The organism is Pseudomonas sp. H2_A10 (assembly GCF_054680085.1).
Genome location: NZ_CP162821.1, coordinates 1084960 through 1103301 on the forward strand (window position 1 = coordinate 1084960; position 18342 = coordinate 1103301).

General features: G+C 60.9%; 17 protein-coding genes. 10 read left to right on the top strand and 7 right to left on the bottom strand.

Annotation, left to right across the window (positions count from 1 at the left end):
* Nucleotides 1–27 precede the first annotated feature (27 nt).
* The gene (locus AB4O23_RS04895) at nucleotides 28–390 is read right to left on the bottom strand and encodes a cupin domain-containing protein (protein WP_017526821.1); all 363 of its coding nucleotides are present in this window, start codon (nucleotides 388–390) and stop codon (nucleotides 28–30) included.
* 229 nt (nucleotides 391–619) lie between these two features.
* On the opposite strand from AB4O23_RS04895, the gene AB4O23_RS04900 reads away from it, so the two are divergent.
* Nucleotides 620–2113: an aldehyde dehydrogenase gene (locus AB4O23_RS04900; protein WP_460150401.1), complete on the top strand. Its 1494-nt coding sequence runs from the start codon at nucleotides 620–622 to the stop codon at nucleotides 2111–2113.
* A 148-nt stretch (nucleotides 2114–2261) separates the two neighbouring features.
* Nucleotides 2262–3410: an MFS transporter gene (locus AB4O23_RS04905; protein ID WP_460070044.1), complete on the top strand. Its 1149-nt coding sequence runs from the start codon at nucleotides 2262–2264 to the stop codon at nucleotides 3408–3410.
* 57 nt (nucleotides 3411–3467) lie between these two features.
* Here the strand turns inward: AB4O23_RS04905 and AB4O23_RS04910 are convergent, their stop codons facing one another.
* On the bottom strand, nucleotides 3468–5036 hold the full coding sequence (locus AB4O23_RS04910) for a phospholipase D family protein (protein ID WP_032883377.1): 1569 nt from the start codon (nucleotides 5034–5036) through the stop codon (nucleotides 3468–3470).
* 62 nt (nucleotides 5037–5098) lie between these two features.
* Nucleotides 5099–6523, bottom strand: coding sequence for an aminotransferase-like domain-containing protein (locus AB4O23_RS04915; protein WP_017526825.1), 1425 nt, complete (start codon nucleotides 6521–6523; stop codon nucleotides 5099–5101).
* Between the two features lie 166 nt (nucleotides 6524–6689).
* Between AB4O23_RS04915 and AB4O23_RS04920 the strand changes: the two genes are divergently transcribed.
* Nucleotides 6690–6914 (top strand): DUF1127 domain-containing protein, encoded by a 225-nt coding sequence (locus AB4O23_RS04920; RefSeq protein ID WP_026067179.1) that lies wholly within the window; start codon nucleotides 6690–6692, stop codon nucleotides 6912–6914.
* On the opposite strand, the gene AB4O23_RS04925 is transcribed toward AB4O23_RS04920, so the two are convergent.
* A complete protein-coding gene (locus AB4O23_RS04925) occupies nucleotides 6915–8207 on the bottom strand; it encodes an NAD(P)/FAD-dependent oxidoreductase (protein WP_267863768.1) in 1293 nt (430 codons plus the stop codon).
* Between the two features lie 115 nt (nucleotides 8208–8322).
* Between AB4O23_RS04925 and AB4O23_RS04930 the strand changes: the two genes are divergently transcribed.
* On the top strand, nucleotides 8323–8676 hold the full coding sequence (locus AB4O23_RS04930; protein WP_017526828.1) for a YkgJ family cysteine cluster protein: 354 nt from the start codon (nucleotides 8323–8325) through the stop codon (nucleotides 8674–8676).
* Between the two features lie 8 nt (nucleotides 8677–8684).
* On the opposite strand, the gene AB4O23_RS04935 is transcribed toward AB4O23_RS04930, so the two are convergent.
* Nucleotides 8685–9173 (bottom strand): Lrp/AsnC ligand binding domain-containing protein, encoded by a 489-nt coding sequence (locus AB4O23_RS04935; RefSeq protein WP_003176896.1) that lies wholly within the window; start codon nucleotides 9171–9173, stop codon nucleotides 8685–8687.
* 156 nt (nucleotides 9174–9329) lie between these two features.
* On the opposite strand from AB4O23_RS04935, the gene dadA reads away from it, so the two are divergent.
* The 6 genes from dadA to AB4O23_RS04965 all read left to right on the top strand — a co-directional run bounded on the left by dadA (nucleotide 9330) and on the right by AB4O23_RS04965 (nucleotide 15425).
* Nucleotides 9330–10631, top strand: coding sequence for a D-amino acid dehydrogenase (gene dadA / locus AB4O23_RS04940; RefSeq protein WP_065879257.1), 1302 nt, complete (start codon nucleotides 9330–9332; stop codon nucleotides 10629–10631).
* Nucleotides 10603–10956 carry a RidA family protein gene (locus AB4O23_RS04945; RefSeq protein ID WP_068935998.1) on the top strand — a complete coding sequence of 118 codons (354 nt, stop codon included), beginning with the start codon at nucleotides 10603–10605 and terminating at the stop codon, nucleotides 10954–10956. Before dadA ends, AB4O23_RS04945 begins: the two co-directional genes overlap by 29 nt.
* Nucleotides 10957–11033: 77 nt before the next feature.
* Nucleotides 11034–12107, top strand: a complete 1074-nt coding sequence (alr, locus tag AB4O23_RS04950) for an alanine racemase (protein WP_068935995.1) — start codon at nucleotides 11034–11036, stop codon at nucleotides 12105–12107.
* Between the two features lie 116 nt (nucleotides 12108–12223).
* Complete coding sequence (locus AB4O23_RS04955) at nucleotides 12224–12772, top strand: cupin domain-containing protein (RefSeq protein ID WP_003176893.1); 549 nt, start codon at nucleotides 12224–12226, stop codon at nucleotides 12770–12772.
* 182 nt (nucleotides 12773–12954) lie between these two features.
* Nucleotides 12955–13365: a c-type cytochrome gene (locus tag AB4O23_RS04960; RefSeq protein ID WP_017526832.1), complete on the top strand. Its 411-nt coding sequence runs from the start codon at nucleotides 12955–12957 to the stop codon at nucleotides 13363–13365.
* Between the two features lie 137 nt (nucleotides 13366–13502).
* Nucleotides 13503–15425: an acetyl-CoA hydrolase/transferase C-terminal domain-containing protein gene (locus AB4O23_RS04965; protein WP_460062479.1), complete on the top strand. Its 1923-nt coding sequence runs from the start codon at nucleotides 13503–13505 to the stop codon at nucleotides 15423–15425.
* A 125-nt stretch (nucleotides 15426–15550) separates the two neighbouring features.
* Here AB4O23_RS04965 and AB4O23_RS04970 read toward each other — a convergent pair whose 3' ends face one another.
* Both AB4O23_RS04970 and rep read right to left on the bottom strand, forming a co-directional pair.
* Entirely contained in the window at nucleotides 15551–16120 is a 570-nt protein-coding gene (locus tag AB4O23_RS04970) for a xanthine phosphoribosyltransferase (RefSeq protein ID WP_003176890.1), read from the bottom strand.
* A 58-nt stretch (nucleotides 16121–16178) separates the two neighbouring features.
* Nucleotides 16179–18188, bottom strand: coding sequence for a DNA helicase Rep (rep, locus tag AB4O23_RS04975; protein ID WP_017526834.1), 2010 nt, complete (start codon nucleotides 18186–18188; stop codon nucleotides 16179–16181).
* Nucleotides 18189–18342 lie beyond the last annotated feature (154 nt).

Here is an 18342-nt window from a genome sequence, read left to right on the forward strand (position 1 = left end):
GCTTTTTTTTGCCTGTGTGTTTACTGATCAGGCTTTCTGTTCGAATACCACATAGATCTTGCGGCATGCTTCCAGTACTTCCCAGGTGCCGCTGAAACCGGCCGGAATCACGAAACGGTCACCGGCACGCAGGGTCTTGGCGTTACCCTCGGCGTCACGCAGCACCGACACGCCTTGCACAATTTCGCAGTATTCATGCTCGGTGTAGTTGACCGTCCACTGCCCGACTTCACCCTCCCAGACACCGGCGTTCATCTGGCCGCACGGGCTGTTGTAGTGGTTGTAGACCGTTTGCTCGGGGTCACCCTTGAGGATTTTTTCGGCGGCAGGGCGATAGCGTTCGGGCGCGGTGTTGGCTTGGCTGAAGTCGACGATGTCCTGGATGCTCATGTGCGTGTCCCGTCTGGCCTGCGGTTGGAGAGTCCAAAGTCTATGTTTATTAAAATGAACATCGCAAGGGCGTTTACCGCCGTTATGTCAAATATATTGAAACATCCCCAGCCGCTGGTTTAGGGTGGCAGCTGCCTTGCGCCGAACAGATGGCTGGCGGGCAAGAATGCTTTGAGGCTGCCGGGGCACATCGCCTGGCCCTTATATTCAATAAGAGGAGGACACTCGCATGACCACCCTGACCCGTGCCGACTGGGAACAACGCGCCAAGGATCTGAAAATCGAAGGCCGCGCCTACATCAATGGCGAATACACCGCCGCTGTTTCCGGTGACACCTTCGAATGCATCAGCCCAGTCGATGGCCGCCTGCTGGCCACCGTGGCCAGTTGTGACGCCGACGACGCCCAGCGCGCCGTGGAAAACGCCCGCGCCACCTTCAACTCCGGTGTCTGGTCGCGCCTGGCGCCGACCAAGCGCAAGGCCACCATGATCCGTTTCGCCGCGCTGCTCAAGGCCAATGCCGAAGAGCTGGCGCTGCTTGAAACCCTGGACATGGGCAAACCGATCAGCGACTCCCTCAACATTGATGTGCCCGGCGCGGCGAATGCGCTGAGCTGGAGTGGCGAGGCGATCGACAAGATTTACGATGAAGTGGCGGCCACCCCACACGATCAACTGGGCCTGGTGACCCGTGAGCCGGTGGGGGTTGTCGGCGCCATCGTGCCGTGGAACTTCCCCTTGATGATGGCTTGCTGGAAGCTCGGCCCGGCACTGTCCACCGGTAACTCGGTGATTCTCAAGCCGTCCGAAAAATCCCCGCTGACCGCCATCCGTATCGCGGCCCTTGCGGTTGAAGCAGGTATTCCAAAAGGTGTGTTCAACGTGCTGCCGGGCTACGGCCACACCGTTGGCAACGCCCTGGCGCTGCACATGGACGTCGATACGCTGGTGTTCACCGGCTCTACCAAGATCGCCAAGCAACTGTTGATCCGCTCCGGCGAGTCGAACATGAAGCGTGTGTGGCTGGAAGCCGGTGGCAAGAGCCCAAACATCGTGTTCGCCGATGCCCCGGACCTGCAGGCCGCCGCCGAGTCCGCCGCCGGTGCCATCGCTTTCAACCAGGGCGAAGTCTGCACCGCCGGTTCGCGCCTGCTGGTGGAGCGCTCCATCAAGGATACATTCCTGCCGCTGGTGATCGAGGCCCTCAAAGGCTGGAAACCCGGTAACCCACTGGATCCTGCGACCAACGTCGGCGCGCTGGTGGACACCCAGCAGATGAACACCGTGCTGTCGTACATCGAAGCCGGGCATGCCGATGGCGCCAAGCTGGTGGCCGGCGGCAAGCGTACGCTGGAAGAAACCGGCGGCACTTACGTCGAACCCACAATTTTCGACGGCGTGACCAACGCCATGAAGATCGCCCAGGAAGAAATCTTCGGTCCGGTCCTGTCAGTGATCACCTTCGACAGCGCCGAAGAAGCGGTGAAAATCGCCAACGACACCGTGTATGGCCTGGCCGCCGCCGTGTGGACCGCTGATATCTCCAAGGCGCACCTGACCGCCAAGGCCCTGCGTGCCGGCAGCGTGTGGGTCAACCAATACGACGGCGGTGACATGACCGCACCGTTTGGTGGTTTCAAGCAGTCGGGTAATGGTCGCGACAAGTCACTGCATGCATTCGACAAGTACACCGAGCTGAAGTCGACCTGGATCAAACTCTAAGCAACACCGCCGCTCAAATGTGGGAGGGGGCTTGCCCCGATAGCAGTGTGTCAGGCACCACAAGTGCTGGCTGATCCACCGCTATCGGGGCAAGCCCCCTCCCACACTGTTTTGTGTGTACTCAAGAATTATCCACAGGAGCGTGGCAATGCGTTGGGCGACTTATTTCGCCGTGTTGACCTCGGTACTCAGCGTCGACCTGGCGTTGGGTGTGAGCATGCCGCTGGTGTCCCTGCGCCTCGAAAGCTGGGGTTACGGCAGTTTCGCTATCGGTGTGATGGCGGCGATGCCGGCCTTTGGTGTGCTGTTGGGTGCCAAGGTTTCCAGTCGCCTGGCCTCCTGGCTCGGCACCGCCAACCTCATGCGTCTGTGCCTGTGGGGCGGTGCGGTGTCCATCGGGTTGTTGGCGATTCTGCCCAGCTACCCGGTATGGCTGGTGCTGCGGTTGATGATCGGGGTGATCCTCACCCTCGTGTTTATCCTTGGCGAAAGCTGGATCAACCAGTTGGTGGTGGAGCAGTGGCGTGGCCGACTGGTGGCGCTGTATGGCTGCAGTTATGCCTTGAGCCAGCTCTCGGGCCCCCTGCTGCTGGGTGTGATCGGCACCGATCATGACTACGGGTTCTGGGTCGGTGTGGGCCTGTTGCTGGTGGCCCCGCTGGCCTTGCTGGGTCGCACCGGCGCGCCCAGTGCGGAGTCGTTAAGCGTGACGTTCGCCGACCTCTGGCGCTTTTGCCTGAGTTTGCCGGCGATTGCCTGGGCGGTGGCGCTGTTCGCTGCGTTCGAGGCGATGATCCTGACGCTGTTGCCGGTGTATTGCCTGCAACAGGGCTTCACCGCCGAGATCGCCTTGGCGATGGTCAGCACGGTGGTGGTCGGCGATGCGCTGCTGCAATTGCCCATCGGTGCGCTGGCGGATTACCTGCCGCGCCGCACGTTGTTCCTGAGCTGTGCGGTGCTGCTGCTGGCGTCGAGCCTGGCGGTTCCGCTGTTGATGCACACGCTGCTGATCTGGCCGATATGGGTGCTGTTCGGCGCCAGCGCAGGCGGGTTATTTACCTTGTCGTTGATCCTGATCGGCGAGCGCTACCGTGACGATGCGCTGGTGCGCGCCAATGCCCACATTGCACAGCTGTGGGGCATCGGTTGCCTGATCGGCCCGCTGGTGGCGGGCGCCGGCAGCCAATGGATCAGCGGGCATGCATTGCCGTTTTTCATGGCGGCTGGGGCGCTGGGCCTAGTGCTGCTGTTGCTGCGCCAAGGGGCATTCGGCACCGCCCAGCCAGCCACGCCTTGAAATGCAATCAACTGTGGGAGGGGGCAAACCCCCTCCCACAGTTGATTCATTGTGTTTCTAAAGCATGCGCTCCAGGCCGACGGAAGTAGCGAACCAGGCATTGAACCTGCGCCACCAACTGCCCGGTTCGCGCGTGAGGGTATGCAACTGGCCGTTATCCTCGGTCACCCACACCACCTGGCCATCCTGCAATTTCGCCTCATAGCTCAGGGCTGGCGCCATGCCTTGCAGCGCCAGGTTGCGTACATGCTCCGCCAGCTCGGGGCTGTCGACCAGCACGCCGACTTCGGTGTTCCACAGCACCGAGCGTGGGTCGAAGTTGAAGGAGCCGATAAACGACTTGGTGCGATCAAAGATCATTGCCTTGCTGTGCAGGCTTGAATCCGAGCCCCGGAACGAACCGCGACGAAACAGGTGCGGCCCACTGCCGGCGCTGGGGTCGCCCGGCTGGCGGCGCAGTTCGTAGAGTTTTACCCCGTGCTCCAGCAGTGCCTTGCGATACGGCGCATAACCGCCGTGCACGGCCGGCACATCGGTGGCCTCCAGGGAATTGGTCAGCAGGCTCACCGACACGCCGGCGTCGGCGCGTCCCGTCAGATACACCAGCCCCGGCTGCCCCGGTACGAAATACGCCGAGATCATCATCAACTCGTGGTGGACGCCCTCAAGCTCCGGCCCCAGTTGGGTGGTCAGCAAAAGCTGCGGGTCCGGGTCGGCCTTGGCCAGCACCTTGCTCGGCGCATCCCACAGCGCCTGGTTCCAGGCCCAGATCAGCTCACGGCGCCAGATGTCCATGCGCGGCTGGGTCTGGTAGGTGCGCAAGCGGTTGTACAGCGCGTGATTCTGCTGGCGCGAGTCGGCCAGCGACGCTTGCAGGCGCACGCGTACAGCGGCCAGGTCGCCTTTTGAAGGGCGGCTTGAGACAAAGTCATCGATGGGTTTGCTCAGCGCGCTGTTCCAGTACTGATCGAAACTGTGCCCGAGTTGCTCGGCCACCGGCCCGACGCTGAGCATGTCGATATCGGTGAAGTTCAGGTTGGGCTCTGCGTCGAAATACTCATCTCCCAGGTTGCGCCCGCCGACGATGGCCACGCTGTTGTCCGCCAGCCACAGTTTGTTGTGCATGCGCCGGTGTTGCAGCGACAGGTTGAACAGGCGGCCCATCGCCCGCGTAACACCGGTGCTGCGCCCCAGGTGCAACGGGTTGAACAGGCGGATCTCGATCTTGGGGTGGGCGGCGAGGGTGGCGATGATCTGGTCGAGCCCGTCGCTGGTGGTGTCATCCAGCAGAATGCGCACGCGCACGCCACGATCGGCGGCCTTGAGCAGTTCATCCACGAGCATGCGCGTGCTGATGCCGTCGTGAACGATGTAGTACTGCAGGTCAAGGCTGGTCTGGGCGTTGCGGATCAGTTCGGCGCGGGCCATGAAGGCTTCGCTGCTGTTGGGCAACAGACGAAAGCCCGAGCGGCCCTGATAAGGCGCGGCCTGGGCCAGGATCGAGCGCCCGAACGAGGACTGAGCGGCCGGCAGCGCATCGCTGGGGATGCGCGGGGTACTCACGCCGGCACAGCCACCCAGCACCAGGGCTCCCAACAGGCAAAACGGTAATAGCCGTCGAATCATCAAGGGAGTCGCTTCCAGGTCAGGGCGGTTGTCGATATAGGACGGCTATTTCTCGCGAAAGGTCAGTCCGACGATTGCGCCAGCATTTTGCTCGCGGCGGCGCCTACCTTGCGCACGGCTTCTTCAATCTGCGGGGTAGGCTTGGCGCTGTAGTTCATGCGCAGGCAGTTGCGGTACTTGCCGGACGCCGAAAAGATACTGCCCACCGCCACCTGTACGCCTTGTTCTATGAGTATGCGGTTGAGCTTGAGGGTGTCGAAGCCGTCCGGCAGCTCTACCCACAGCATAAAGCTGCCTTGCGGCCGACTGGCGCGCGTGCCGGCGGGGAAGTAGCGGCTGACCCAATCGAGCATCAGGTCGCGATTACGCTGGTATTGGGTGCGCATTCGCCGCAAATGCGGTTCGAAATGGCCACCCTTGAGAAATTCGGCAATCGCGATCTGCGGCTGTGTGGCCGTCGAGCCGGTGCTGATGTATTTCATGTGCAGCACCCGTTCGAGGTAGCGCCCGGGGGCAACCCAGCCAATGCGCAGGCCCGGCGCCAGCGTTTTCGAAAATGAGCTGCACAGCAGCACGCGGCCATCTTCATCGAAAGATTTGATGGTGCGCGGGCGTGGGTAGCTGTAGGCCAATTCGCCGTATACATCGTCCTCTATGATCGCTACGTCAAAGCGCTGGGCCAAGGTCAGCAGCGCGCGTTTGCGCGCCTCCGGCATGATGTAGCCCAAGGGGTTGTTGCAGTTGGGGGTCAGCTGGATGACCTTGATCGGCCATTGTTCCAGGGCCAGCTCCAGAGCTTCCAGGCTGATGCCGGTAATCGGGTCGGTGGGGATTTCCAGGGCTTTCATACCCAGGCCCTTGAGGGTCTGCATGGCACCGTGAAAGCTGGGCGAATCCACGGCGACGATATCGCCGGGCTCACAGATGGCATGGATGCTGGCGGACAGCGCCTCATGGCAGCCGGTGGTGATGACGATGTCTTCGGCGGTCAGCTGGCAACCGGAATCCAATGACAGTCGGGCGATTTGCTCGCGCAGTTCCATACAGCCAAGAATATTGTCGTAATACAGCCCCGGCAGGTCCTGGCGACGGCTGACGCGCGCCAGGCTGCGCAGCAGCGGTTTGAGGGTGGGCGACAGTACATCCGGCATGCCGCGGCCCATCTGTATGACGTCTTTGCGCGGCACGGCGCGAATCAGTTCCAGCACCTGGTCCCACTGGGATATTTCCACCGGGCGTTGTGCCGGGCGGCCGACCTCAGGCAGGGCGGGCAGCTCACGGCCAACGGGCACGAAGTAGCCGGATTTCGGCTTGGGCATGGCCAGGCCGTTATCTTCCAGCAACCGATAGGCCTGCTGAACGGTGCTCAAGCTGACCCCATGTTCCACACTCAACGCCCGTACGGACGGAAGCCGGTCACCGGGGCGGTAGAAGCCCTGTTCGATGCGCGTGCCCAACAATTCGGCGAGGTTGACGTAAAGCGTCATGGCGGTCGCTCCCAAGAGACCAATACAGATGCAGGGAAAATACAGGATTCAGCCGCCGTCAGGCAGTATCTGTATGGATTTAATAAAAATAGGTTGAATCTGTAATGCTCTGGCCCGTTCGCCCATGCTCGTCACTCAAGGCAACACACCACTGAGGGGCAGCAAAATGAACGGTATGAGCGATGTGCGGCTGGCGTTACACAGTCAGGAGCTGGAGGCGGGACAGGAGCGCGCGATGGCCGCGCCGGCGAATAGCCGTTGGAACCTGTTCTGGCACCGTCGGCACACGCGCAAGGCTCTGCTGACCCTGACCCGTGAGCAACTGCGTGACATCGGCTTGACCGCTGAGCAGGCACGCCAGGAAGGGGTTAAGCCTTTCTGGCGCAGTTGATCAGACCAGCTCTTTGAGGCGGTGCCAGAGCATCCCCAGGGCCAGCAGCGGCGAGCGCAGGTGCTTGCCGCCGGGGAAGGTAATGTGCGGCACTTGGGCAAACAGATCGAAACGCCCCTGCTGCTGGCCGCTGATGGCTTCGGCCAACAACTTGCCCGCCAGGTGCGTGGCGTTGAGACCATGGCCGGCGTAGGCCTGGGCGTAATACACGTTGGGCTGGTCGGCCAGACGGCCGATCTGCGGCAGGCGGTTGGCGCCGATGCCGATCATGCCGCCCCATTGATAGTCGATCTTCGCGTCGGCCAGTTGTGGGAAAACGCGCAGCATTTTCGGTCGCATATAGGCGCCGATGTCCTGCGGGTCGCGGCCGGAATAGTGGCAGGCGCCGCCAAATAACAGGCGGCGGTCGGCGGACAGGCGGAAATAATCCACCGTCACGCGCTGGTCACACACGGCCATGTTCTGCGGCAACAGGTTGGCGGCCTGCGCTTGGCTCAACGGCTCGGTGGCGATGATGTAACTGCCGGCGGGCAGTACTTTGCCGCTCAAGTGCGGGTTGAGGCGATTGAGGTAGGCGTTGCAGGCCAGCACCAGGGTCTTGGCGCGCACATGGCCGTGCGCGGTGTGCACCCTGACCTCAGGGCCATAGTCGATACGGGTGACGTCTGATTGCTCAAACAGCCGCACGCCCAATTGCCCGGCGGCAGCCGCTTCGCCGAGCGCCAGGTTCAGCGGGTGCAGATGGCCCGATCCCATATCAATCATGCCGCCCACGTAACGCTCGGAGCCGACCACGCTGCTCATCTCGCTGGCTTGCAACAGGCGCACCGCATGGCGATAGCCCAGGCTGCGCAGTTCTTCGGCGTCTTCGGCCAGGCCTTGCAGGTCGCGGGGCTTGTTGGCGAGGTCGCAGTAGCCCCAGGTCAGGTCGCAGGGAATCTGAAAGCGCTCGACGCGCTCGCGCACGATCTCCACGGCTTCCAGCCCCATCAGCTTCATCTGGCGTACGCCGTCGGTGCCGATCACGTTGGCGAACTGGTCCAGGCCGTGGCCGACGCCGCGAATCAGTTGGCCACCGTTACGCCCGCTGGCGCCCCAGGCGATCTTGCGCGCCTCCAGCAACACCACGCTGAAACCGCGCTCGGCCAGCTCCAGGGCGGTGTTGAGCCCGGAGAAACCACCGCCGACCACGCATACATCGGCAGTCACTTCACCGGTCAACGCCGGGTAATCCGGTTGCGGCACGCTGCTGGCGGCATAGTAGGACGCGGTGTGCCGGGCGCTGGCGGTCATGGGGACGCTCCCTGTTTGGAAAATTTGACGCAGGATACAGCGGTCGGACGACGCTGTCTGCGCGCGGCGTTTTGCGTCAGAATCCAGGTCTATTCGCCCTCCGGTACCTGTTTCGATGAGTTGCAACAGTCAGAAAATCAGCGCGCTGCGCCGTCAGATTCCTTCGTTCGAATGCGTACCCGGTTGCCACGACTGCTGTGGGCCGGTAACGACGTCGCCCGAGGAAATGTCACGCCTGCCGCGTAAGACCGCCGCCGAGCAGGACGCGGCGATGGATGAGCTGAACTGCGTGCACCTGGGGCCCGCCGGCTGCACCGTGTATGACGAGCGGCCGTTGATCTGTCGGTTGTTCGGCACCACCAAGACCTTGCCGTGCCCTAATGGGCGGCGACCGGTGGAGTTGATCCATCCACGGGTCGAAAAGCAGATTCATGAGTACATGGCCAGTACCCGGCAAGTGCTGGTGTAGCGGTCCAGTCAGTCCGGAATTGGCAGGTTCAGGCTCTCTTTGACTTCTTCCATCACGATATAACTCTTGGATTCGCGCACGTGGGGCAGCTTGAGCAGGATATCGCCCAGCAACTTGCGGTATGAGGCCATCTCGGAAATCCGCGCTTTCACCAGATAGTCGAAGTCGCCGGAGACCAGGTGGCACTCCAGCACATGGGGCAGTTTCAGCACGGCGCGGCGAAACTCCTCAAAGGTATCGCCGGACTTGTAATCCAGGCTGATCTCGACAAACACCAGCAAACTGCCTTTTAAATGCTGCGGATTGAGCCGCGCGTTGTAGCCCATGATGATCCCTTCGCGCTCCAACCGACGCACCCGCTCAGTGCAAGGCGTGGTCGACAGCCCGACCTTTTCCCCCAGTTCCGTGAACGAAATTCGCCCGTCGGTCTGCAGGATACGCAGGATGTTGCGGTCGATCTTGTCCAGCTCCCGCTTGGTCTGGGTGTTGGTACGCATAGGGGATACGCCTCTGTAAAAAGGTTTTTTGCCGAGAATTGTCGCCAAATATAGGCATTTATATAGTGAAATGCACTGGCGATTGCTTTTTATACTGCGCTCATCATTGCTCGAAACAACACACGTCAGCGGCCAGGCCGCGATGAGGATATAAAAATGCGCGTTCTGGTCTTGGGTAGCGGCGTCATTGGTGTGACCAGTGCCTACTATTTGGCTCGGGCCGGTTTTGAGGTCGTGGTAGTCGACCGCCAGCCCGCCGCCGCCATGGAAACCAGTTTCGCCAATGCCGGCCAAGTGTCTCCCGGCTATGCCTCGCCCTGGGCCGCGCCGGGTGTGCCGCTCAAGGCCATCAAGTGGTTGCTGCAACGCCACGCGCCGCTGGCGATCAAGGCCACCGCCGATATCGATCAATACCTGTGGATGGCGCAGATGTTGCGCAACTGCACGGCCAGTCGCTATGCCGTGAACAAGGAGCGCATGGTGCGCTTGTCCGAGTACAGCCGCGACTGCCTCGATGAATTGCGCGCCGAGACCGGCATTGCCTACGAAGGCCGTAGCCTCGGGACTACCCAGTTGTTCCGCACCCAAGCCCAATTGGATGGCGCCGCCAAGGATATCGCGGTGTTGAAAGAGTCCGGTGTGCCGTTCGAACTGCTCGATCGCGCCGGCATTGCCCGCGTTGAGCCGGCCCTGGCCAGCGTCACCGATATCCTCGCCGGTGCCCTGCGCCTGCCTAACGACCAGACCGGCGACTGCCAGATGTTCACCACACGCCTGGCCGAGATGTGCAAACAGCTGGGTGTGGAGTTCCGCTTCGAACAGGACATCCAACGCCTTGACCAGGCCGGTGATCGCATCAACGGCGTGTGGATCGACGGCAAGCTCGAAACCGCCGACCGCTACGTGCTGGCCCTGGGTAGCTACTCGCCAAAACTGCTCAAGCCGCTGGGGATCAAGGCACCGGTGTACCCGCTCAAGGGCTACTCGCTGACCGTGCCGATCACCAACCCGGCGATGGCACCGACGTCGACCATCCTCGATGAAACCTACAAGGTCGCGATCACCCGTTTCGATAACCGCATTCGCGTGGGTGGCATGGCTGAAATAGCCGGTTTTGACCTGTCGCTTAACCCTCGTCGACGTGAAACCCTGGAGATGATCGTCAACGACCTTTATCCTCAGGGCGGCGATTTGGCCGAGGCCAGTTTCTGGACCGGCCTGCGTCCGACCACACCCGACGGCACACCCATTGTCGGTGCCACACCGTTCAGGAACCTGTTCCTCAATACCGGCCATGGCACCCTCGGTTGGACCATGGCGTGCGGTTCCGGTCGCTTGCTGGCCGACCTGATGGCCAGGAAAACCCCGCAGATCAGCGCCGCAGGCCTCGATATTTCCCGTTACGGCAACCACCAGGAGTCCGCAAAACATGTCAATCCAGCGCCAGCTCACCAATGAGCGCATGAGCCAGATCGTTGTCCACAGCGGTACCGTGTATCTGGCAGGGCAGGTCGGCGACGACATGAGCGCCGGGATTGAACAGCAAACCCGTGAGACCCTGGCCAACATCGAGCGTTTGCTGGATTTGGCCGGTACGGACAAGACCAAGTTGCTGTCGGTGACGATCTACCTGAAAGACATTGACGCCGATTTCGCCGGCATGAACGCGGTGTGGGACACGTGGTTGCCTAAAGGCGTCGCCCCGGCCCGTGCCACGGTTGAGGCCAAATTGTGCGAGCCGCAAATCCTCGTAGAGCTGTCCGTCGTGGCCGCGCTGCCTTAAACACGATCCCTCTTACGGTGCCGATGCTGTCTGTCGGTACCGTTTTTTTTCACTCCGCTGCCTAGAAGCCTGCCGCCATGCGTCCAGCCCGTGCCCTGATCGACCTCCAAGCCCTGCGCCACAACTACCAATTGGCCCGTGAAGTCACCGGGGCCAAGGCCCTTGCCGTGATCAAGGCCGATGCCTACGGCCATGGCGCCGTGCGCGTGGCCCAGGCGCTGGAAGCCGAGGCCGATGGGTTCGCCGTGGCATGCATCGAAGAGGCGTTGGAGCTGCGCGCCGCTGGCATTCGCGCGCCAGTGTTGCTGCTGGAAGGTTTTTTTGAAGCGGATGAGCTGGGGCTGATCGTCGAGCATGATTTTTGGTGCGTGGTGCATTCGCTGTGGCAACTGGATGCGATCGAACAGGCCACGCTGAGCAAGCCCTTGACTATTTGGCTCAAGCTGGACTCGGGCATGCATCGCGTGGGCCTGCATCCCAAGGATTACCACGCGGCTTATCAGCGCCTGCTGGCCAGCGGTAAAGTCGCGAAGATTGTGCTGATGAGTCACTTTGCCCGCGCCGATGAGCTTGATTGCGCCAGCAGCACCGAACAAGTGGCGGTGTTTGAAGCGGCGCGCCAGGGTCTGGCGGCCGAAGTCAGCCTGCGCAATTCACCCGCGGTATTGGGCTGGCCAAATGTGCTCAGCGACTGGGTACGCCCGGGCATCATGCTGTACGGCGCCACCCCATTTGGTGAAAACCAGGCTCTGGCCGCGCGCTTGCAACCGGTGATGACCCTGGAATCGAAAGTGATCTGTGTGCGCGAACTGCCGGCTGGCGAGCCGGTGGGCTACGGCGCCCGGTTCGTTACGCCCAAGCCGATGCGTATCGGCGTGGTTGCCATGGGCTACGCAGACGGCTATCCGCGTCACGCGCCCACGGGTACGCCGGTGCTGGTGGCCGGGCAGCGCAGCCAGTTGCTGGGGCGTGTGTCCATGGACATGCTGTGTATCGACCTGACGGATGTGCCTCAGGCTGGCCTTGGCTCCACGGTAGAGCTGTGGGGCAAAAATATCCTCGCCAGCGACGTCGCGGTGGCCGCTGACACCATCCCCTACCAGATCTTCTGCAACCTGCGCCGGGTGCCAAGGCTCTATTCCGGCGCTTGACCGCCGCGCACGAACACAGCTGCCTGGGATTTAGGCCCAAGTGTTGTAAATACTGAACGCTGTCGCCATGATAACGGCCAATTACAACAACGCCTGAATCCTAGGAGGCTCCCGCATTGGACGTCGGCGAACGACTGCAATCCATCCGTAAGCTGAAGGGTCTTTCCCAGCGTGAACTCGCCAAGCGTGCGGGTGTCACCAACAGCACCATTTCGATGATCGAAAAAAACAGTGTCAGCCCCTCGATCAGCTCCTTGCGCAAGGTGCTGGGCGGCATCCCCATGTCGATGGTCGAGTTCTTTTCCGAGGAGATCCTCCAGGAAATTCCGACGCAGATCGTCTATAAAGCCAATGAGCTGATCGACATCTCCGACGGCGCGGTGACCATGAAATTGGTAGGTCGGGCGCACCCTAGCCGGGCCATCGCGTTTCTCAACGAAATCTACCCGCCGGGCGCTGATACCGGCGAAGAAATGCTCACCCACGAAGGCGAGGAAACCGGGATTCTGGTGGAGGGCCGTTTGGAGTTGGTGGTCGGACTTGAAACTTTTGTGCTCGAAGCCGGCGATAGCTACTACTTTGAAAGTACCAAACCCCATCGTTTTCGCAATCCGTTCGACGTACCGGCGCGGCTAATCAGCGCAGCCACACCCGCGAACTTTTAAGAATAGAGGCGTCCTGCCAGCGTTGCAGAGGCTCCCACAGCAGTATTCCGCGAGACTGAATCTCCCTTTATTTAATAGGGTTGTTTCGGCCAGGCGGGCTAACCGTTATACTTTCGCCGCCTGCGAAACCGTGGCCGCAGGCGTGAATAGCCACCATTGAGGGTGAACGCGTGAACCTAATTATGAAAATGCTGGCTGCACCAGCAACCGTACTGGCCCTATGGGCTGTCAGCGCTCAAGCTGCGACCAATGATGAAATTGCCAAACGCCTGGAGCCTGTCGGCCAGGTTTGCGTCCAGGGCCAGGAGTGCAAGGGCATGGAAGTCGCCGTTGCAGCGGGCGGTGGCGGCGCGAAAACGCCGGACGAGATCATCGCCAAACACTGCAATGCTTGCCACGGCACTGGCCTGCTGGGCGCGCCGAAAATCGGCGACAAAGCCGCCTGGAAAGAGCGCGCCGACCACCAGGGCGGTCTCGACGGCATCCTGGCCAAGGCGATCACCGGGATCAACGCCATGCCGCCCAAAGGCACCTGCGCGGATTGCTCGGATGACGACCTCAAAGGCGCTATCAAGCAGATGTCTGGGTTGTAATCAGTCAATCTTCGCCAAAAATGCCGCTTACGAGCGGCTTTTTTGTACCTGTCATTCAGGTTTTGCGCTGTTCATTGCAGCAAAGACCCGGCAAGCTCGGTCGAACCCCTATTCATGGAATGTTCGGGAGCAGTCGGATGGTGCAGTTGTGTTCAATCGAGCAAGCAGTTGACGACGTACTGGCGCGCTTGCCGGCGCATATCCACATGGGCATGCCGCTGGGCCTGGGTAAGCCCAACCTGTTCGTCAACGCGCTGTACCGGCGAATCGCCCAACTGCCGGAGCGCGCGCTTACGATTTACACCGCCCTGAGCCTTGGCCGGCCAACCCTGGGTGACGGGTTGCAGAAGCGCTTTCTCGAACCCTTCATCGAGCGGGTGTTCGGTGACTATCCCGAGCTGGATTTCCTCGCCGACATGCATAAAGACAGCCTTCCAAACAACATCCACGTACGGCAGTTCTTCATGCAGCCCGGCAGTTTGCTGCACAGCACGTCGGCCCAGCAGGATTACGTCAGCAGTAACTACAGCCACGCCGCCCGCGATATCAATGCCGCTGGCTTGAATCTGGTTGCACAATTGGTGGCCAGCAGCGCCGAGCATCCGGACCGCCTGAGCCTGAGCTGCAACCCCGATATCAGCCTTGACCTGCTGCCGATGATCGAAAAGCGCCGCGACGCGGGCGAAACCATTTTGATCGTCGGCCAGGTCCACACCGACTTGCCCTACATGCCTGGCGATTCCGAATTGGGCATGGATGCGTTCGACTACCTGATCGATGCCAAGGACAGCACCACGCTGTTTTCCACGCCGAATATGCCGGTGGGGTTCCAGGATCATTTCATCGGCCTGCACGCCAGCACCCTGGTGCGTGATGGCGGCACCTTGCAGATAGGCATCGGTTCCATGGGGGATGCGCTGACCGCCGCCTTGCTCGCGCGCCAGGCCGACAACGAAGCCTACCGCCTGCTGCTGACGGACCTTGATGTGTACCAGTGGGCGCCGCTGATCAGCCGTGAAGGCGGTGTCGATCCCTTCGCCCGTGGCCTCTACGGCTGCAGCGAGATGTTCGTCAACGGCCTGCTGGTGCTGGCGGATGCGGGGATTGTGCGACGCAAGGTTTATCCGGATGTGGCGACTCAGGAGCAGGCCAACGCCGGCTTGCTGGACGATGCGGCGCAGCCCGATGGGGTGTCGATACACGGTGGTTTCTTCCTGGGCCCCCGCAGTTTTTACCAGCGCTTGCAGGAAATGACCCACGCCAAGCGCCTGCAATTCAACATGACCCGCATCAGCTACATCAACGAGCTGTACGGTCAGGAAGAACTCAAGCGTTTGCAGCGCCAGGATGCGCGGTTTATCAACAGCGCAATCATGGTGACCTTGCTCGGCGCGGGCGTCGCGGACCAGTTGGAAGACGGTCGCGTACTCAGCGGCGTGGGCGGGCAATACAATTTTGTTGCCCAGGGCCATGCATTGGACGGTGCGCGCTCGATCCTGATCTTGCGCAGCTGGCGCGAGTCGGCGGGGGAGGTCAGTTCCAATATCGTCTGGGACTACGGCCACTGCACCATCCCCCGGCACCTGCGGGATATCGTCATCACCGAGTACGGAATTGCCGACTTGCGGGGGCAGACGGACGCCAAGGTGATCGAAGCACTGCTTACTATCAGCGACTCACGCTTCCAGGCCGACTTGATCGAGCAGGCGCAAAAGGCCGGCAAGTTACCCAGGGGCTTTCAGTTGGATCCACGTTTTGCCGACAACACGCCGGAGCGCCTCAAAGGCATTCAGGCGCGGCATAAACGCTTGTTCCCGGAGTACCCGTTGGGCAGTGATTTCACCAATGAAGAGCGGGACTTGTTACGGGCGCTGAACTGGCTCAAGAGTAAGTTCAAGCTGACGGAGGTGCTTGAGCTGGGCAAGGCCGCGCTGGATGCTCCGGAGCCGGAGGCGTTTCCCAGGCATCTGGAGCGGATGCGGCTGGATAGGCCGGAGGGGCTGAAAGAGGATCTCTATCAGCGCTTGTTGCTGGCGGGCTTACAAGCAACCGCGCACTGAAAACCAATATAAAACCAAATGTGGAAGGGGGCTTGCCCCGATAGCAGTGGGTCAGCCAATACATTTGGTGACTGATACACCGCTATCGGGAGCAAGCCCCCTCCTACATTTCAAGCGGTGTTGCCTCAGATAAAGGTGACAACCCCACCTGCCAGCGACTTCACCCGCGCCAGCGACTCAACCCGATAGCCCTGCGCATCCAGCTCCGCACGGCCACCCTGGAACGACTTCTCGATCACGATCCCCAGGCCCGCAACGGTCGCGCCGGCCTGCTTGATGATCGAAATCAGCGCCTGGGACGCCTTGCCGTTGGCCAAAAAGTCATCGATCACCAACACGCGGTCGCTGCTGGTCAGATGACGCGGTGAGATCGCCACGGTGCTCTCGGTTTTCTTGGTGAAGGAATACACCGTCGCCGACAGCAGGTTTTCGGTCAGGGTCAGCGACTGCTGCTTGCGCGCAAAAATCACCGGTACGCCCAGGTTCAGGCCGGTCATGATCGCCGGGGCGATACCCGAGGCTTCGATGGTGACGATCTTGGTGATGCCCGAATCCTTGAACAGCGCGGCGAATTCGTCGCCGATCAGTTTCATCAGCGCCGGGTCGATCTGGTGGTTCAAAAAGGCGTCGACCTTGAGTACCTGATCGGAAAGCACGATGCCTTCTTCGCGAATTTTTTTGTGCAGTGCTTCCACGGAAAGCTTCCTCTAATGGCGCGGTGCGCGCCGAAAGTAGATTAAAAAGTAGTCGATTCTAGCGCTTTAGCATTGCGCGTATATCCGCCAGGGCGGTATTGCCGCGAACGGCCTTCACCTCGGTCGGGGTGTCGTCATTGCCTTCCCAGGCCAAGTCATCCGGCGGTAGTTCGTCGAGGAACCGGCTGGGGGCACAATCGATGATTTCGCCGTATTGCTTGCGCTTGGCGGCAAAGGTGAAGGCCAGGGTCTGACGCGCGCGGGTAATGCCCACGTAGGCCAAGCGCCGTTCCTCTTCGATGGTGTCGGCTTCAATACTGGAGCGGTGCGGGAGGATTTCTTCTTCCATGCCCATGATGAACACGTAGGGAAATTCCAGACCCTTGGAGGCATGCAAGGTCATCATCTGCACACCTTCGGCGCCGTCTTCCTCTTCTTGCTGGCGCTCAAGCATGTCGCGCAGCACCAGCTTGCCGATGGCGTCCTCGACGGTCATTTCGCCGTCTTCGTCTTTTTCCAGGGTGTTCTTCAGCGCTTCGATCAGGAACCAGACGTTGCCCATGCGGTAATCCGCGGCCTTGTCGCTGGAGCTGTTGGTGCGCAGCCAGTTCTCATAGTCAATGTCCATGACCATGCTGCGCAGGGCGCTGATCGGGTCTTCCCCGGCGCATTGTTCGCGCACCTTGTCCATAAAACGCTTGAAGCGCGACAGACGATCGGTGAAGCGTGTGTCCAGGTGTTCGCCCAGGCCGATTTCATCGGTGGCGGCGTACATCGAGATCTTGCGCTCGGTGGCGTAGTTGCCGAGTTTTTCCAGCGTCGTCGAACCGATCTCCCGACGTGGGACGTTGATCACCCGCAGGAAGGCGTTGTCGTCGTCCGGGTTCACGATCAACCGGAAGTAGGCCATCAGGTCTTTTACTTCCTGGCGTCCGAAAAAACTGTTGCCGCCCGACAGGCGATACGGCACCTGGTGGTGCTGCAATTTCAGCTCGATCAGCTTGGCCTGGTAGTTGCCGCGATACAGGATCGCAAAGTCGCTGTAGGGCCGGTCGGTACGCAAGTGCAGGCTGAGGATTTCCACGGCCACGCGCTCGGCTTCGGCGTCTTCGTTGCGGCAACGGATCACGCGGATCTCATCGCCATGGCCCATCTCGCTCCACAGCTGTTTTTCAAACTCGTGGGGGTTGTTGGAGATCAACACGTTGGCGCAACGCAGGATGCGGCTGGTAGAGCGGTAGTTCTGCTCCAGCATCACCACTTTCAGGGACGGGTAGTCGACCTTGAGCAGCATCAGGTTTTCCGGGCGGGCGCCGCGCCAGGCGTAGATCGATTGGTCATCGTCGCCCACCACGGTGAACTGGTTGCGCGTGCCGATCAGTAGCTTCACCAGCAAATACTGGCTGGCGTTGGTGTCCTGGTATTCGTCCACCAGCAGGTAGCGCACCTTGTTCTGCCACTTTTCAAGGATGTCGGCGTGTTCCTGGAACAGCTTGACCGGTTGCAGGATCAGGTCATCGAAGTCCACCGCGTTGAACGCCTTCAGCGTGCGTTGATAGTGGGTGTAGACGATGGCGGCGGTCTGTTCCTTGGGGTTGCGTGCGTTTTCCAGGGCTTGGGCGGGCAGGATCAGGTCGTTCTTCCAGGCGCCGATCATGTTCTTGATCTCGTCAACGCCGTCGTCGCCCGCGTATTCCTTCTGCATGATGTCGGTCATCAGGGCTTTGACGTCGGTCTCGTCAAAAATCGAGAAACCCGGCTTGTAGCCCAGCCGCGCATGCTCCTTGCGGATGATGTTCAGGCCCAGGTTGTGGAACGTACACACGGTCAGGCCCCGACCCTCGCCACCCTTGAGCAGGGTGCCGACACGCTCTTTCATCTCGCGCGCGGCCTTGTTGGTAAAGGTCATGGCGACGATGTACTGCGCGCGGATGCCGCAGTTCTGGATCAGGTGCGCGATCTTGCGGGTGATCACGCTGGTCTTGCCGGAGCCTGCGCCGGCGAGCACCAATAGAGGGCCGCCGACATAGTTCACGGCTTCTTGCTGCCGGGGATTGAGTCGGGACATACAGAGTTCAGGGAGTCGTTGTTCAAAAGGGCGGGCATTTTAACAGGCTGGCGAGATTCTGCTGCTCTGGATCGACGGTGTGACGTACCACTCGATCTAAATTTGCCGCTTTTGCTACTTTGCCGCAGGATGTATTAGTTTTTAAGACAATTGC

Coding starts and splice junctions, on each gene's coding strand:
- AB4O23_RS04895 (WP_017526821.1), bottom strand. CDS start 390: ATGAGCATCCAGGACATCGTCGACTTCAGCCAAGCCAACACCGCGCCC.
- AB4O23_RS04900 (WP_460150401.1), top strand. CDS start 620: ATGACCACCCTGACCCGTGCCGACTGGGAACAACGCGCCAAGGATCTG.
- AB4O23_RS04905 (WP_460070044.1), top strand. CDS start 2,262: ATGCGTTGGGCGACTTATTTCGCCGTGTTGACCTCGGTACTCAGCGTC.
- AB4O23_RS04910 (WP_032883377.1), bottom strand. CDS start 5,036: ATGATTCGACGGCTATTACCGTTTTGCCTGTTGGGAGCCCTGGTGCTG.
- AB4O23_RS04915 (WP_017526825.1), bottom strand. CDS start 6,523: ATGACGCTTTACGTCAACCTCGCCGAATTGTTGGGCACGCGCATCGAA.
- AB4O23_RS04920 (WP_026067179.1), top strand. CDS start 6,690: ATGAACGGTATGAGCGATGTGCGGCTGGCGTTACACAGTCAGGAGCTG.
- AB4O23_RS04925 (WP_267863768.1), bottom strand. CDS start 8,207: ATGACCGCCAGCGCCCGGCACACCGCGTCCTACTATGCCGCCAGCAGC.
- AB4O23_RS04930 (WP_017526828.1), top strand. CDS start 8,323: ATGAGTTGCAACAGTCAGAAAATCAGCGCGCTGCGCCGTCAGATTCCT.
- AB4O23_RS04935 (WP_003176896.1), bottom strand. CDS start 9,173: ATGCGTACCAACACCCAGACCAAGCGGGAGCTGGACAAGATCGACCGC.
- dadA (WP_065879257.1), top strand. CDS start 9,330: ATGCGCGTTCTGGTCTTGGGTAGCGGCGTCATTGGTGTGACCAGTGCC.
- AB4O23_RS04945 (WP_068935998.1), top strand. CDS start 10,603: ATGTCAATCCAGCGCCAGCTCACCAATGAGCGCATGAGCCAGATCGTT.
- alr (WP_068935995.1), top strand. CDS start 11,034: ATGCGTCCAGCCCGTGCCCTGATCGACCTCCAAGCCCTGCGCCACAAC.
- AB4O23_RS04960 (WP_017526832.1), top strand. CDS start 12,955: ATGAAAATGCTGGCTGCACCAGCAACCGTACTGGCCCTATGGGCTGTC.
- AB4O23_RS04965 (WP_460062479.1), top strand. CDS start 13,503: ATGGTGCAGTTGTGTTCAATCGAGCAAGCAGTTGACGACGTACTGGCG.
- rep (WP_017526834.1), bottom strand. CDS start 18,188: ATGTCCCGACTCAATCCCCGGCAGCAAGAAGCCGTGAACTATGTCGGC.